The sequence below is a fragment of the bacterium genome (assembly GCA_035505375.1).
GTDB lineage: Bacteria > Hydrothermota > Tepidihabitantia > Tepidihabitantales > Tepidihabitantaceae > UBA2258.
This window is the reverse complement of record DATJQV010000039.1, coordinates 25950-41771: the sequence shown is the minus strand read 5'-3', so window position 1 is coordinate 41771 and position 15822 is coordinate 25950. Positions and strand designations below refer to the sequence as shown.

Here is a 15822-nt window from a genome sequence, read left to right as displayed (position 1 = left end):
GGAGGTTCGCGTGAGTTGGAGAAAGACGTCGGCAGCAGTCCTTGTACTTGCGGTTGTCTTGTGCATGACCGGCTGCAAGAAGCCGCCGGCTACTCCGAGCGTGTGGGGCCCGGATTCGACCTGGACCTTCGCCACCTATCCGTGCAGTCTCACGACCACGGCGGGCGGCAATGTCCGCTACGTAGTGAACTGGACCGACTCGACCGACACCGACGACGTCAGCCACGCGTCCGCGGAAACCGCGGAAGTGGACCACGTCTGGAGCACGGCCGGCACCTTCGACGTGAAGGCGCAGGCGATCCTTGATGCGGACCCCTCCAAGGCTTCGGGTTTCTCTCAGCCCAAGTCAGTCAAGGTCATCCTCAATCAGCGGCCGATAGTTGACTCGGTGCAACGCCCGTACCTCGCGGTAAAGGGCGCCATGACGAACTTCGTGGTCTTCGGTTCGGACCCCGACTACGACAGCGTCCGGGCCATCGTGAAGTGGCCGAATGGGAAAACCACCACCGGGCTCTCGTCCTCACCCGGTCAGTTCGCGGTCAGCGACACCTTCACGAATGTCGACTCGGCGGCGATAGTCGTAGTCTGGGTTCAGGACTGGAAAGGCTCGAAGTCCAAACCCGACACGATACGGATTCCGGTCACGACGTCGGGCGGCGTGCTGTGGTCATGGCAGAGCCCCACCGAACAAGCGTCCATGAGCTCGACCATAATCGTAGCCAACGACGGCACCGACGAGTTGATTCTCGGCTGCTGCACGGGCGAGCAGAAGTTCTATGCCATCAAAGCCGGCAACAAGGCCATCAAGCGGAGCGCATCTACGGTAGAGGGAGCCAACGCCGAATTCGTGAGCGACCCCGGGCTCAACGCCAGCGGGCACATCATCGTCGGCGATGACGACACGACCCTCTACGCCATCTCGCTCAGCAGCTTTGGTACGGCCTGGACCTGGCAAGATACCAACAAGAATGACGAGTGGGGTGCACCGGCGTTGAGCGGGAGCGACATCTACATCGGCCGCGAGGACCACAACCTGTATCACTTCACCGACAACGGCTCGTCTGCCGGCATGGCGGGTAAGTACGGCCTCAACGCGAATGTGGTCGACGCCCCGGTAGTGGACGCGGACGGCAATGTCCTCGTCGGCACCGACTCCGGCTACCTGACGAAGTTCGACAAGGGCATCAGTTCGCCCATCTGGCGCTCGCATCTGATACCCTACGGCGAGGTCAATGGTATCATCATCGGCAGCGACAAGACGATCTACTGCGGCTCGGACTCCCCGTACGTGTATGCGATCGACCCGGACAGCGGCCACGTGAAGTGGTCTGCCAGGCTCAACGACATTGGTGACCGGCCGGTTCTCGGCCAGTCGGCGCTCTTTGTCGGCTCCCACGAAGGCACGTTCTATTCCATCAATCCTTCGACCGGCACCGTGAACTGGCATGACTCGCTTTGCCCGGGCATCGGGTTCGAAACCGCGCCCATCGTCGCGGCCAACGGCTACGTGTACGCCCAGGACGGCAACGACGTGTTGTACTGCATGAACCAGGCCGACGGCACTCTTATCTGGAAGTGTGACTGCTCCAGCTACCTGGGCGGAACCGCCGCCTTCCACCACCGCCGGGCGAGAATCGCCGGGTTGACCGGCAACAACCCGGATCCGTCGATTACGAGCACGGGCAACATAATCGTGGTCGGCATCGACGCGGTCTACTGCGTGGCCGGCTACACCGCGGGCCCGCTCGACGCGTCGGCCCCCTGGCCCAAGTGGCAAAGGAACCTCAGCAACACCGGCTCGGCGGGCAGCAAGTAGGACTCCCTTGGACTGCGCGGGCCCTCTTCGGAGGGCCCGACTTTTTTCGCCGGGGCGCGGGGAGACGGCGGACTCCGCTCTCGCGGGGTAGAATGGCCCTGCTCGCGCGCCCCTCAATTGACAGTGGCCGCTTCCTGGGTATCCTTGTAACTTGCCTGCAGAGGTCAATGCCGCCTCTAACGTCGGGCCTCACGACCTTCCGCCGCAGGCCAATACTAAGTCATGGAGGAAACGTGGAATCCGGAAGACGCCTGCCGTTTCTGATCATCGCCCTCGCCGCGTTGCTGGTCGGCGCCTGCGGTAGGGCGCCGCTCGTTCCCGACGTGCCCCACGGACCGGCCATTTGGGAACTTCACTCGGTTCATGCCTGCAGCACGCAGACTACCGACCCGTCCGGTGTTCAGATATCATACCAGTTCGACTGGGGCGACGGCCGCCAGTCCGCATGGTCGGACCTCATGAATGGCGGAGTGGCGTTCGCGGATACTCATTCCTACGACAGCCTCGGCTCGTTCCAGATCAGGTCGCGGGCCAAGAACAGCCAGAAGGCATCGGGCTGGTCGGCGCCGCTGAAAGTCAGCGTGACAGCCGAAGGCGCGGTCGCGTGGCAAACCGGCTTCGTCGACCCCCAGAGCGGCGACTCGGCCGATTTCACCTCCAACACATTGGCCCTCGGCTCCGACGGCACTGCCTACCTGACCTGTAACGCCCCCGGCGCCCTGGTTGCCCGCAAACCATCAGGCGCAATAGCCTGGGCGTTCACCTCTCCCGACTACGCCGACTTCTGGGCTGCGCCCACACTCACCACTGATGGCACAATCCTCGCCGGCTGTGCGGACGAATTCATCTACGCCTTCAATCCGAACGGCACCGTCAAGTGGCGCGACTCGGTCGGGATAGTCAATGCCACCGGCGCGCTGGCGGCCGACGGCACGGCCTACTTCCAGACCGACGACTCGATGGTCGTGGCCCTCAACAGCTCGACCGGGGTCAGGCTCTGGACGTTCGCCGACGGAGGCGGCAATGCCGCGCTCGCGGTCGGCACCGACGGCACGGTCTACGCCGTGAACTCGGACGGTACGGTCTTCGCGCTCGACCCGACCGATGGCCATCAGAAGTGGACGGCCGGCCTGGGTGCCCAGTCGGTCGAGCCGGTCGCCATCGATGCCGGCCGGAACGTCATGTACGCAGTCTCCATCGAGGGAACGCTTCAATCCATCGACCTGACCAACGGCACCGGAGGCTGGTCCAGCGCCATCGGGGCCGACGCTTCGGGGCCCGTAGTCGGTCCTGACGGCAGCGTCTATATCGGCGGCGGCGGCGTGCTCAGCAAGCTCGGGACTGACGGCATCCTGGTCTGGACGTTTTCGCCAGTCATGCGCGGCACCGTTTCGACGCCGGCCGTCACCGCCGACGGCTACGTCTACGTGCTGGTCGCGGCCGAGAAGAAGGGGATCGCGGCGCAGGACGTTGACTCGCTCTACGCGGTCAACCCCGATGGTTCGTACCACTGGGCCTGCGGTCTGGGTACGGGTTCACCGCAGGCGAGCGAGTATGCCCTTTCGGCACCGAAGCTCGACGCCGACGGCAACATCTACGTCGGCGACGGCTTTGCCGTATGGTGCGTAACAGGCAAGTACGCCCCGGCCCAGTCCGTCTGGCCGATGTACCAGCACGACGCCACCAACACGGGCCGGGCGCAGTGAATAACTCAGGCAGAGCGACCGAGTGCCGGGAACTGGACCCCTTGAATCCCGAAACGCTGGAATCCTGATGTTCACACCCGTTCCTCGCCAGCCGGACCATCGGGAAATCGAACCGCGCATGCTCAAGTTCTGGGCCGACCACGGCATCTTCGGCAAGCTGGTTGAGCGCAACCGCGGCCGGCCGAAGTTCAAGTTTCTCGACGGCCCGATTACCGCCAACAACCCGATGGGCGTGCACCACGCCTGGGGCCGGACCTACAAGGACGTGTTTCAGCGCTACCACGCCATGCTCGGCCATGACCAGCGCTACCAGAACGGCTTCGACTGCCAGGGCCTCTGGGTCGAAGTCGAAGTCGAGAAGGAGCTGGGTTTCAAGTCGAAGCGGGATATCGAGGCATTTGGCATCGACCGATTCGTCGAGAAGTGCAAGGAACGGGTGCGGAAGTACTCGCGGGTCCAGACCGAGCAGTCGATCCGGCTCGGCCAGTGGATGGACTGGGAGAACTCCTACTTCACCATGGCCGAGGAGAACAACTATTCCATCTGGCACTTCCTGAAGAAGTGCCACGAGCGCGGGCTGCTCTACGAAGGGACCGACGTGATGCCGTGGTGCTCGCGCTGCGGAACCGCCATCTCCGACCAGGAAATCGCGACCGAGGGTTACCGGGAACTGACCCACAAGGCGGTCTTCTTCCGCCTCCCGATCAAGGGTCGTGAGCGCGAATACCTGCTGGTTTGGACAACTACGCCCTGGACCCTCACATCCAACGTCGCCGCCGCGGTCCACCCCGAACTCGACTACGTCCGCGCGCGCAAGGACGGCGATATCTACGTCGTGGCGAAGCCGCTGCTGAACGTTCTCGGCAAAGGGACCGAGACCGTCGAGGAACTCAAGGGCGAGAAACTCGTCGGCCTGCTCTACGACGGCCCGTTCGACGAGCTCGGACCGCAGCAGGGCGTCGAGCACCGAGTGATTCCATGGGATGAGGTGAGCGCGGCCGAGGGAACCGGCATCGTCCATATCGCCCCCGGCTGCGGCAAGGAAGATTTCCTGCTCGGTAAGGAGTTCAACCTCGCAGTCATTGCACCGCTCTGCGAGGACGGGACCTTCACCGACAAGTTCGACTGGCTCAAGGGCATGGACGCGCAGGCAGCAGCCCGGCCGGTGTTCGACAGCCTTGAACAGAAGGGCCTGATGTTCAGAGTCGAGGACTACGCTCACCGCTACCCGGTCTGCTGGCGGTGCGGTCAGGAACTGGTTTTCCGGCTGGTCGATGAGTGGTTCGTCGCGATGGACTCCCTGCGCGAAGAGACAAAGGAGTCGGCCCGCCAGGTGCGCTGGATTCCCGAGTTCGGCATGGCGCGCGAGTTGGACTGGCTCAGCAACATGTCCGACTGGTGCATCTCGAAGAAGCGCTACTGGGGGCTTGCCCTGCCCATCTTCCGCTGCGAGTGCGGCTGGTTCGACGTCATCGGCTCCCGGGAAGAGCTGAAGTCCCGAGCCATCTCCGGCTGGGAGCGGTTCGAGGGAAACACGCCGCACCGGCCGTGGCTGGACGATATTCGGATCAAGTGTGGAAAGTGCGGCAGGCCGGTGGCGCGCATCAAGGACGTCGGCAACCCCTGGCTCGACGCCGGCATCGTGCCCTTCTCGACCACGCACTACCTCACCGACCACCCCTACTGGCGGGACTGGTTCCCGTTCGACTTCATCACCGAGAGCTTCCCGGGGCAGTTCCGCAACTGGTTCTACGCCATCCTGACCATGAGCACGGTGCTTGAGAAATGCTCGCCGTTCAAGACCATCCTCGGCTACGCCACCATGAAAGCTGAGGACGGCCGGGACATGCACAAGTCCTGGGGCAACGCCATCGACACCGACGAGGCCTTTGACCACATGGGCGCGGACGTGATGCGCTGGGCGTTCTGCCGTCAGAACCCGGTCCAGAACCTGAACTTCGGCTATGCCCTCGGCGACGAAGTGCGCCGGAAGCTGCTCACACTCTGGAACGTGTACAGCTTCTTCGTTACCTATGCCAATATCGACGGGGTGAATCCGGAATCCCTCGCGGCCCAGCCGCAGGCGCTGTCGCACCTCGACCGCTGGATACTATCGCGCCTGAACTCGCTCGTGAAGTTCGCGCGTGAGCGGCTCGACGACTTCGACCCTTCGTCGCTGCCGCGTGCGGTCGAGGAGTTCATCGACGACCTGTCGGTCTGGTACGTGCGGCGGAGTCGACGCCGCTTCTGGAAGTCGGCGTCGGACACCGACAAACAGGCCGCCTATCGGACGCTGTACGACTGCCTCGTCACACTCACGAAGTTGGTCGCGCCGGTCATGCCGTTCCTCGCCGAGGAGCTGTATCAGAACCTTGTCCGGCCGAGGGACATGGCCGGAGTGTCTGACAATCCGGATCGGGCCCCGATTCCCGAGTCGGTCCATCTCACCGCGTACCCGGAACCGGACGCGTCGCTCATTGATATTGACCTGGAGAAAGAAGTCGGCCTCGTCCGCTCAGTCGTTTCGCTGGGCCGGGCCGCGCGCGAGAAGTCGAAACTCAAGGTCCGCCAGCCGCTCCAGGCGGTACTGGTCCGGCTGAACGACCCTGGCGAGAAAGAGGCAATCCTCCATCACGCCGACGCCATCAAGGAGGAACTGAATGTCCGTGACATCCGTTTCGGCGACAAGGGCGCGCAGTTCCCGAGCGACTACACGGTCGAAGAGAACCCGGAACACGCGGTCGGCATCTGCACGACGCTGACTGCGGAACTGGAGAACGAAGGCCTGGTCCGGGAACTCGTTCACAAGATCCAGAATCTTAGGAAGTCAGCCGGGTTCGAGGTCACCGACCGCATTCTACTCCACTGTCAGGCTTCGCCCCGCCTGGCTGCGGCCGTGCACGCGTTCGACGAATACATCCGACGCGAAACCCTGGCCGTGGTCGTGTCCGACGAGCCGCTGCCCGAACCCGACATCCGGGAGAGCGCGAGAATCAACCGGGAACCGGCCGAGCTGGCGCTCAAGAGAGTGAGGGAATAATGAACAAACGCGAGACGCGCAAGTACGAAAAGGCGCTGCTGGCCGAGAAACAACGGATGCTGAAACAGGGCCGGGCAACCGATGAGGTGATGGAAGCCGCCGGTCCGGACAAGACCGGTGACCTTTCCACCCACCGCACCCATTCCGCCGATCAGGGCACCGAGAACTACCAGCGTGAGATGGCGTCACGTTTCAAGACCATCGAGACCGACACGCTGCGCCAGATCGAGGATGCGCTGGAACGGGTCGCCAACGGCACCTACGGGGTCTGCGTGTCCTGCGGCGGGGCCGTACCGAAGGCCCGTCTTGATATCGTGCCCCACGCCCGCTTCTGCATGAAGTGCCTGAAGAAACGCAAGTAGAACAGGCTAAGGTCGAGGCTGAGGTCAAGACAGGACATGGGTCATTCTGGGCCTCAACCTGAACCTTAGCCTCAACCTGCGGCCCTGCCTGTGCCCAATCTGAAGCTGACCGTCGAGTTCGACGGCACCAACTACGCCGGATGGCAGTACCAGCCCGGCCAGCCGACGATTCAGGGCGAGATCGAATCAGCGCTGGCGAAGATAGTCGGAAAGCAGGTCACGGTTTGCGGCTGCGGTCGGACCGACGCAGGCGTGTCGGCCCGGGCCTACGTCGCCAACTTCCATTTGCCAATCGCCATTTCCCAATCGCCATTCGCCAATCTCGAGCGCCTGCGCGCGGCCCTGAATCACTTCCTGCCCCGCGACATCCATGTCATCTCGGTCGAAGAAGCCCCGGCTGACTTCCACGCCCGCTTCTCCGCGAAGCGCAAGACCTATGTCTACGGAATCGTGCGCGCGATGTCTCCGCTGCGCCGCCGCCATGCGTGGGAGTATCGCTACCCGCTCGACGCCGAGCGCATGCTCAAGGCCGCCCGGCTCTTTGAGGGACGGAGAGACTTCCGGCCCTTCTGCCAGTTGGGCCGAAAACGCGAAAACGTGGACTGTCCCGCGCTGAGTTCGACGCAAGCGCTCCGTGGGACTGTCCCCGTTTGCGGGAGCGGCATCTGCACTGTCAAGACGGTCAGGCTGAAGGCGGTCGGAGATGAGGTAACCATCACGGTTACCGGCGACCGGTTTCTCTACAAAATGGTGAGAAGAATCGTCGGCGCGCTGGCCGCGAACGGCTCAGGCCGACTGACTCAGAAGGACATTCGCGCCGCGCTGGCCGGCAAGTCCTCTCCCCGCTTCCAGACTGCTCCGGCCTGCGGCCTGTTGCTCGACTCGGTCGAATACTAGTCCGTGATTCGGGTTTCAATCGTCATTCGGAATTCGTGTTTCGGACTTGCGCGAGACGCGGCTTTCGGCTATTTCGAGCCGCGCCCGTAGCGCGCCGCGGCGTCGTCCAACGCCTGCTTCGGCGTCTTGGCGCCGAGCATCGCCTGCTCAAGCTCCTCGACCAGTGCCATGCGGCCGGCAAGCCACTTCAACCCGCGCGGCTCAAACACGGCGCAGTCCATCTGGGCATAGGCAGCCCGCAGCCCCGGCGTCTTGTCCAACCGCTCCTTCATCCTGGGGTCATCCAGAGACCGCCGGTGAATGGGAACGTACCACGTGCCTAGCGACCACTCCACCTGCTGCTCCGGACTGGTGAACCACTTGATGAAAGTCCACGCTGCGGCCTTCTGCTGGGGCGTCGCCCGCCGGAACATGCCGATGTTCGTCCCGTAGACGATTGCCGCCGATTTGTCCCATGTCGGCACCGGCGCCATTCCGACCGGGAACGACTCCTTGTCCACCACAGTAGCGCGCCAGGTCGAACTGCCGGTCAAGGTCGCCATCCTGCCGACGAGGAAATCGTCCATCGGGGTCCGGCCCACGTCCGTGTTCTGGACCTTGTCCTTCAGCACCATGTCCACCTGGAACTGCAGCGCTTCAACGCCTTCCTTACTGTTGAACAACGGACCGCCGTCCTCATGGTCGAGAAATCGTCCACCGCGCTGGGCCAGCATCGAACCGAATATCCAGATGTCTGTCCCGCCCGCGGCACCCCAGGTCACCACGTTCCCGGCCGCGTCGCGCTTCGTAAGCTTGATGGCCGCAGCCCTGAACTCCGGCCACGTCTTCGGAAACTCGGGATAGCCGGCGGCGGTGAACATCGGCACGTTGTAGTAGTAGACCGGCACGCTCTTGTTGAACGGCAGGGTCAGCAGCTTGCCGTCCCAGGTGTTGTTCTCGAGCAGGGCCGGATAGATATCGGCGAGGTCTTCCGCGTTCAGGCCGTTCGGGCCGTGCACGAAACTGTCGAGATAGACCAGTTCCCCCCCCGCGTGCAATTGGGTCGTCCAATTCTCGTACATCTGCGCGATGACGGGAGTGTTCTTTGCGGCGACCGCGCCCATGAGCTTCTGCGACAGCGCGTCGTAGTTGCCCATGCCGACCAGCTCGACATGGATGTTCACGTGCGTGCTCTCGAACTCGGCAACCATCGCCTTCAGGGTCTTCTCCGACTCTCCGCCCATCGCGTGCCAGAACGTCACGGTCGTCTTCGACGACGTGCTCCTGCATCCGACGATGACGGCCACTGCCAGAACAAGGACGCCGCATATCTTGCCGCTCATGCTGTAATTCTAGAACCGTCGTTCGGACAGTCAACCCGTCACTTCCCGAAGCTGAAGTGAAACCGCCAAGAGCGCCAAGGCCCGCACCGCAACCGCGGATGAACACGGATTCCGACGCGAATCAGTCGCCTCGCCCTGTCATTCCGACCGGAGTCTGACGAAGTGTAGGCATCTCTCCTGCGACACCCGCGGATGGCGCAGATTCAGGATCCGGATTGAGCAGAATCTGGAAACCAGAATTCAGAATCGACGCAGGACGAACGAACAATGTACGAAGAGACGATGAACCGCAAATCGCCCAGATGACACGGAGTGTCGCCCCGCTCGCTCCTACACTGCGTTGCGCACCCCTGCTCGCTCCCGCGGGGCGCCGAGCACGGAGTGGTTTCGCCCGGAAATGACAACTGCAGATCACGTAGACTGCAACCGACACGCGCTCCTCGCCGACGTTCCGCTCTTCCTCTCCTCGCTTGAGGAGAGCGTTGGTGTGAGGTGCACGCCTGTGCCTTCAGCCGCAAGCCGTCAGCCGTTTACTGAAAGCCGCCCTACGCCTGCACGTTTACCAGCTTGAACCGAAGCTCCGTGAGGATGACCTCATCCAACTGGCGCACCCTCCACTTGGCGATGGCGTCGGGCAAGGGTGTTAGAAAATAGGGAGGTGCCCCTATTTAGTCCGGGCCATCAGTACGACATCTCCGACAGCGTCATCACCTTCGTCGGCGGCGGCGTGGCGGAGGGAACCCGGAAAACGCCGCTCCGCTGGTCGCTCTCCGTCGCCCCGAATCCGGTCCGTGGAACATTCACGGTGCGCTACGAGGTACCTTCGTCCCTCACCCTCGCCCTCTCCCAGAGGGAGAGGGAAGGGGTGAGGGTCGTGTCCCTCGGCGTGTACGATGCCAATGGCAGGCTGGTCAGGTCACTTCGAGAAGGCGATGTTGCGCCGGGCCGGTACGAGGCCAAGCTACCTTCGGGTGCTCTTCCTGCCGGAATCTACTTCCTTCGTCTCGACGCGCCGGGCTTCCGAGACGTGAAGAAGGCGGTAGTGACGAGGTGAGCCGCAAGTAGACAGTAGACAGTAGGCAGTAGACAGGGTAGGGGCGGGAAAAGCCCGCTCCGCCCTGTTGAGGGGTGCTGGCAGTCAACCTGAGCCGGGACTTGAATCGGAACGGGGGGAGTCAATCCGGGGGTGACTTCGGCATTCAGAGCCGCATACAATGGGGATTTCAATGTGGCCGTCAATCAAGGACTTAGTGCGAGTCTCAGTGCCGGACAGAGCGCCGGATTCAGCGTGGCACTCAGCAGCGCGATCAGTGTTGCGACCAACGCCGCGTAGACTCCGGACTTCAACGTCGCGGTCAGCGGCCGGCCCAACGCGGCCGTGAGCGCCTCGCTCACTTCCGCGTTCAGCCGTGAGTAGAGTGCAGTGATGAGTCGCGCCTTCAATGAGGCTGCGAAGGCTGAGTTCAGGGCGGCCTCCAGCCACCCAATTCTGACAAGAATGCTTTGACCCGCAGCCGGTCTCGTGCGTAGGCTCTGTCAGTACCGCATGATGCCGACTAGAGAACCGCATTCTCTCGGAAAGGCCGTAGCCCCGCTGCCGCATACCCAGAACTGAGCTGCCATCTTACAGGTGGTGATGCACCGTTTGTAGATGCTGATTCCCTGCTCTGGCAAGCCGAAGCGGCGGACACGCCGGTTCACCTGTTCCCTGCCCGTCGGCCAAACTCGGGCCGCACTCCAGTCATACGCGGAAGGCGGGAACTCGGTTCAGTGGATGACGGCCACCATGTCGCGGGCCTCTCGTGTCTGAACCAGTGAACGCACGCCAGGAGAGCGCGAAGTCCAAAGGCCTGATGACGAACGGAGGAGGGAGAAAAGAACTGACGAATTAGCGATGAACGAGTAGGAGACGTAACTGTCGTATTATCGACCGGTTGAGGCAAGGCACAGGACAGCAAATCCGCATATAGGGGTCGCCTGGGGGCATGCCTTCTGAGGAGCGATTGAAGAAGCCTTCAAGCGAGCTTTGAAATGAGCTTTGAGTTGAGCTTTTCGAGGAGCTTTGATGCGAGCTTTCGACTGAGCTTTGCAGCAAGCGATGCGAGAAGCAATGCGCTGAGCTTTGAGATGAGCTATGCGCGATGCGATGTAAGGAGCTTTGAGCTAAGCAATGGAAGATGCTATGAAGTGAGCTTTCGAGTATGCATTCTACGGTGCTTCCCGGCGAGCTCTGAAACGAGCTTTCTAACGAGCTTCAAAGGGAGTTCTCCCGACCCGCACTCCGTGCCGATACAGAAGGCGAGGGCCGGAACGGCCCTCGCCTGACACTATCGAACCGCTGACGCTACCTGAAAACCGAAACCTGGGCTTGCGCGAGTTGCGAGCCGCTGTTCAGCTCATACAGGTACAGGCCGTTACCGACCGTCCTGCCCGCGTCATTCCGAAGGTCCCAGTTGACCGTGTTCGCACCAGCCGGCATCTGCCCGTTGAAGAGCGTCCGCACGAGCGCGCCCGAAGTCGAATAGACGCGCACGGTAACATTCGCTGCCTTGGGTAGATTGAACTGGACCGCGCTATGCCCGACTGCCGGGTTCGCGCCGATACGCGTGAACGCAAGCGGCTGGGTGTGGGTCTCGCTGATGCCGGTGAACCACGCCTCGATGGCGGCGCGTTCGGCTGCCTCATTGAACCCTTCAAGCGTGTATCTGACCGTGTCGTGCGAGTCAATCACGTAGTTGGTCGGGATCGCGCCTCCCGATGATAGCTTGTACTTGGTAAAGACCGTACCGGAAGCATCGTCCAAGCACATGAACGGATACAGCCGGGCTTTCGTCTTGGTGCTATCGATCGGTTGATATATGTCGACGGTGAGCGCGACGAAGTTCTGGCCCTGGTAGTCCAGCATCATCTGCGCAATACGCGGAAACTCCGCGTTACAGCCTGGTCACCAGGTCTCCCAGAACTGGAGCAGCACCACATTGCCCTGGTAGTCGTAGAGCGAGTGGTTCACGCCCAGTGTGTCGGGCAGCGTGAAGTTCGGTGCCACTGAGCCTACTCCTATTGCCATCGATATGGCGGGGATAGCAGCAAGCACAGCCAGCGCCAGTAGAGACTTACGCATATAGTAATACCTCCATTGTGCCGGCGTTACGGCACAAGTCATGACTTAGAGGAACATGAAATTCTATGCCCCCCTCCCGGGGAGTCAAGTTGCGCCGATGCTGAATCCGGCATTGAACTACGGAGGGCACAGAAATACTGATGGCCGGAACCGGACACCGGCTTCGCCCGCTCTGCGTTCTCCGTGGATTCTGTGGTTGACCGTGTCGCGGCTCTGAAGGTGAAACCTTGGTTGGAACAGCGGAGCGGAAGGAGCTAACCTGCGGCTTCGGGTTCTGCGCAACCCGGGTCAGACAGCCGGTCGCGGAATGCGACGTAGCGGACAAGCTCGCCCATGTCGAACACGATGTGCGGGTGCATCATGTATTCCATGCCCGGCTTCATCTGCATCCCGTCGGGAACCGCAATCGCCGGTTCGGCATCGTCGGTGAAGTTCGCTAGAAAGCCGTCGTCCGCAAGCCGCTCGTACGGGTAGTATTGCACACAGAACTTCCGCTCCATGTCGTGATAGAGGAAGTCGATATCGAGCATCGATTCGTACCGGCACTTCGGACACTGGAACACGTTCACGCTCCCGGCGAGGAGCAGTTCCTTGGCATCCGGGTCCTGAGTCACATTCACGGAACGCCAGACGGTGGTCGAGGTTTCCTCGCCGCAGGCCGGGCACCGGGCCTCGACCGTCTCCTTCACGGACATGATTGCACCTGGCTGGCTGTCAGCAGGCACCAGTCAGCAGGAATCCTCACTCCTCGCTCCTAGCTGCCAAACCGCCTCCATCTGAGCCAGCGCAGCTTCATCGTCAGGAGGCGGTCCGAGCTGAACAGCCGCGCCGCGGTGAAGATGCAGGCAGCGGCGAATACGGCCAGGTAGGCGAACCCGATGAAGACCAGACCGTAGTCACCGAAAAGCATCGCCTTCGGCATCAGGAAAGGGTACGAGAAGGGTATCGCGTACATCACTATCTTTATCGGCAGCGACGCCGCCTCGACGTTGATGAACATGCCGAGGAAGTAGGGAATCATGACGACCATCATCAGCGGCATCACCGTCATCTGCGCGCTCTTCGCGTCGTCGGCGAATATCGCCAGCAGAGTCGCGAGCGACAGGCCGCACAACACCGCGAGGAACAGCCCCACCGCCAGCAACACGTATGACAACGGTCCGAGACTCAGCCCGAGCTGGGAAATCGCGGACGCGGCGGCGGCTCCGGCCGGCGCGCTCATCTCCGCGCCGAAAGACCCGGTCCAGTACACCATCGCCAGCATGTAGAGTCCGGAGACCACCAGCGCCACCAGCGCCGCGCCCACCATCTTCCCGATGACGATGCCGGTCCGGCTTATCGGTACGGTCAGGAGCGTCTCGAGCGTCTTGTTCTCCTTCTCCTGTCCGATTGACGCGGCAATCATCTGGCTCGAGTAAACCAGCACGAGCAGCAGGACGATGGGTATCATGAAAGTCTGGGACATCACCAGCCCGCTCAGCACCTCGGCGTTGCCGGGCGCGACTCTGTCCTTGACTACGACGAACTCGGAGGTCCGGAGCGGGTTCTGCAGGTCACCCGGGTTGGTGCCGGGATAGGCCCGGGCCAGTTGAGCCCGCGCCAGCCGCTCGTTCGCCGCATCGAAGAGCGACTTGAGCTTCACGCCCTTCTCCATCTGCATGATCGAGAAGCTGTGGACGATGTTGTAGACTTCTACCTGCGCGGTCTTGAATGCCTGTATTCGCTGCTCCAGGCTCTCGGGAATGACCACCAGCCAGGTCGCGCCGGCGTCCTTTGCCAGGGCCAGCAACTGGTCAAGATTTCCCTCGGCCGGGACGACGGTGGTCTGGTCGCTTGCCAGCCCTGCCCGCACGCTGTCGGACAGGGCGGTCTTGTCCCTGTCCGCGACGATGACCGTCTGCGGTTGCGACGACTTGGCCCGCTCGCCCCGGATCGTCCTGCCGATGAACACGAACACCACCATGATTGCGACGAACGGCGCCAGCATCTGCGGCGTCAGAAGCTCCCGCGCTTCCTTGAGGATGATGTTGGTGATAACCCTCATGAGAGGGAATTCCTAATGTCTAGCACCCAATTACTAACGAATGACCAAACGCGGCCAATGACCAATCCCGAACTGCCCGCCCTTGGGCATTCGTTAGGAATTAGGAATTGGGAATTGGTCATTGCAGGTGTTCCACCTTCAGGAACACTTCTTCCAGGTTTCTGCACCCGTGCTTCTGCTTCAGTTCCTCGGGTGCGCCGGTCTCGATTATCTCGCCCTGTTTGATGAGCGCGACCCGGTCGGACAGGAACTCCACTTCCAGCATGTTGTGCGAGGAGAGCAGCACGGTCGTCCCTTCCCGCGCGTACTCCCGGACCCGGTTGCGAATACCGACCGAATTGGACACATCAAGGCCCGAGGTCGGCTCATCCAGGACTGCCAGCCTGGGTTTCATCATCAGGGCCCGCGCCAGCAGGAGCTTTCGCGCCATGCCCTTCGAATAGGTCTTGACCCGGTTTCGGATGCGCGGGCCGAGGCCGGCGAGCTCCGTGGCCCTCTCGACCATCGCGTCGCGGTCCCGGTTGTCATCGGTGTAGAATGTGGCCATGAAGCGCAGATAGTCGAGCCCGGACAGGTTCTTGTACGCGCCGGCATCCTCCGGCAGGTAGCTTATCATGCGCCGCGCCTCGCCCGGCTTCTCCGCGACGTCTATTCCGAACAAGCTGACCCTGCCGGAAGAAGGTCGGAGCAGAGTCGAAACGATGCGCAGGGTCGTGGTCTTACCCGACCCGTTCGGACCGATCAGACCGAACACCTCACCGGGCTTGATGTCGAACGAGATGCCGGCGAGCGCCCGCAGGGCACCGAAGTTGCGGGCGAGGTCGCGCACCGAGCAGGCGAATTCCACAGCGGCGCTAGTGAGTCTTCATCCGGGCAAGACGTGGCGAGGGACCGATGGGCTGCGTGATGAGTAGTGACCCATTCCTGCTACTCCTCCTCCTCAAGGCGGGGCCAGAGAAGGTCAACCAGCTCAAACCCGAGCCCGGTTGCCGCGCCCAGCTTCAGGCCGAGGAACGTCTGCTCCAGGACCGTATGGATGGGCGTCGTTACCGACCCGACGAGGATAATCGCCAGCATGTACAACGCGTGACCGAAGCCGACGATGAGCGCCATGCCGATGAACCGGCCGAACTTGAGGCGGGTCAGCGACTTCTGTGCGTAGGTCCCCACCATGAAGGCAAGCCCGATCGGCACCGCATAGGCGGCCGGACCCCGGAACCCGAACAGATCGCCGGTCAGGGCCGAGCGGACCAGACACCAGAGCACAATAACCAGGACCGCGTACCAGGCACGGCCCATCTGCACCGAGGCATAGATTAGCGCACCCATCAACCCGAGTACAAGAAACGGCAGCGCTGCATCCAGGGAATGGAAGAATTCAACGGGATTGCCCAGATACCCGACGGCGGTAGACGCGACAAGTCCGGCGATCACGTAGCCGGCAGTAAGAAGGACCGCCCGCGGAGTGCTAATCATTGCGGTATTGTCCATCCTCAGGGCCGAGAGTCAAGAAA

The 15822-nt window shown here is 62.2% G+C and carries 13 protein-coding genes; 6 read left to right on the top strand and 7 right to left on the bottom strand.

The window, feature by feature from the left end; genetic code table 11:
• Positions 1-10 precede the first annotated feature (10 nt).
• From VMH22_06370 to truA, 5 genes are all read left to right on the top strand, one after another.
• On the top strand, positions 11-1816 hold the full coding sequence (locus VMH22_06370) for a PQQ-binding-like beta-propeller repeat protein (GenBank protein HTW91318.1): 1806 nt from the start codon (positions 11-13) through the stop codon (positions 1814-1816).
• Between the two features lie 233 nt (positions 1817-2049).
• Positions 2050-3522, top strand: coding sequence for a PQQ-binding-like beta-propeller repeat protein (locus tag VMH22_06365; GenBank protein HTW91317.1), 1473 nt, complete (start codon positions 2050-2052; stop codon positions 3520-3522).
• 67 nt (positions 3523-3589) lie between these two features.
• Entirely contained in the window at positions 3590-6562 is a 2973-nt protein-coding gene (gene ileS, locus VMH22_06360; GenBank protein HTW91316.1) for an isoleucine--tRNA ligase, read from the top strand.
• Positions 6562-6924: a TraR/DksA C4-type zinc finger protein gene (locus tag VMH22_06355; GenBank protein ID HTW91315.1), complete on the top strand. Its 363-nt coding sequence runs from the start codon at positions 6562-6564 to the stop codon at positions 6922-6924. Before ileS ends, VMH22_06355 begins: the two co-directional genes overlap by 1 nt.
• Positions 6925-7014: 90 nt before the next feature.
• Positions 7015-7821 carry a tRNA pseudouridine(38-40) synthase TruA gene (truA, locus tag VMH22_06350; protein ID HTW91314.1) on the top strand — a complete coding sequence of 269 codons (807 nt, stop codon included), beginning with the start codon at positions 7015-7017 and terminating at the stop codon, positions 7819-7821.
• A gap of 68 nt (positions 7822-7889) precedes the next feature.
• On the opposite strand, the gene VMH22_06345 is transcribed toward truA, so the two are convergent.
• On the bottom strand, positions 7890-9143 hold the full coding sequence (locus tag VMH22_06345) for an ABC transporter substrate-binding protein (protein HTW91313.1): 1254 nt from the start codon (positions 9141-9143) through the stop codon (positions 7890-7892).
• A gap of 658 nt (positions 9144-9801) precedes the next feature.
• On the opposite strand from VMH22_06345, the gene VMH22_06340 reads away from it, so the two are divergent.
• On the top strand, positions 9802-10197 hold the full coding sequence (locus VMH22_06340) for a T9SS type A sorting domain-containing protein (GenBank protein HTW91312.1): 396 nt from the start codon (positions 9802-9804) through the stop codon (positions 10195-10197).
• 185 nt (positions 10198-10382) lie between these two features.
• On the opposite strand, the gene VMH22_06335 is transcribed toward VMH22_06340, so the two are convergent.
• From VMH22_06335 to VMH22_06310, 6 genes are all read right to left on the bottom strand, one after another.
• On the bottom strand, positions 10383-10586 hold the full coding sequence (locus VMH22_06335) for a hypothetical protein (GenBank protein ID HTW91311.1): 204 nt from the start codon (positions 10584-10586) through the stop codon (positions 10383-10385).
• Between the two features lie 901 nt (positions 10587-11487).
• Positions 11488-12210 carry a redoxin domain-containing protein gene (locus VMH22_06330; protein HTW91310.1) on the bottom strand — a complete coding sequence of 241 codons (723 nt, stop codon included), beginning with the start codon at positions 12208-12210 and terminating at the stop codon, positions 11488-11490.
• A gap of 308 nt (positions 12211-12518) precedes the next feature.
• Positions 12519-12959 (bottom strand): CpXC domain-containing protein, encoded by a 441-nt coding sequence (locus tag VMH22_06325; protein HTW91309.1) that lies wholly within the window; start codon positions 12957-12959, stop codon positions 12519-12521.
• A gap of 59 nt (positions 12960-13018) precedes the next feature.
• The gene (locus VMH22_06320; protein ID HTW91308.1) at positions 13019-14308 is read right to left on the bottom strand and encodes an ABC transporter permease; all 1290 of its coding nucleotides are present in this window, start codon (positions 14306-14308) and stop codon (positions 13019-13021) included.
• A gap of 118 nt (positions 14309-14426) precedes the next feature.
• The gene (locus VMH22_06315; GenBank protein HTW91307.1) at positions 14427-15137 is read right to left on the bottom strand and encodes an ABC transporter ATP-binding protein; all 711 of its coding nucleotides are present in this window, start codon (positions 15135-15137) and stop codon (positions 14427-14429) included.
• A 98-nt stretch (positions 15138-15235) separates the two neighbouring features.
• Entirely contained in the window at positions 15236-15784 is a 549-nt protein-coding gene (locus tag VMH22_06310) for a hypothetical protein (GenBank protein ID HTW91306.1), read from the bottom strand.
• Between the last annotated feature and the right edge of the window lie 38 nt (positions 15785-15822).

Excerpts from the sequence above, each read along its gene's own strand:
- ileS (HTW91316.1), top strand. The coding sequence starts at position 3,590 with ATGTTCACACCCGTTCCTCGCCAGCCGGACCATCGGGAAATCGAACCG.
- VMH22_06355 (HTW91315.1), top strand. The coding sequence starts at position 6,562 with ATGAACAAACGCGAGACGCGCAAGTACGAAAAGGCGCTGCTGGCCGAG.
- VMH22_06345 (HTW91313.1), bottom strand. The coding sequence starts at position 9,143 with ATGAGCGGCAAGATATGCGGCGTCCTTGTTCTGGCAGTGGCCGTCATC.
- VMH22_06325 (HTW91309.1), bottom strand. The coding sequence starts at position 12,959 with ATGTCCGTGAAGGAGACGGTCGAGGCCCGGTGCCCGGCCTGCGGCGAG.
- VMH22_06320 (HTW91308.1), bottom strand. The coding sequence starts at position 14,308 with ATGAGGGTTATCACCAACATCATCCTCAAGGAAGCGCGGGAGCTTCTG.
- VMH22_06310 (HTW91306.1), bottom strand. The coding sequence starts at position 15,784 with ATGATTAGCACTCCGCGGGCGGTCCTTCTTACTGCCGGCTACGTGATC.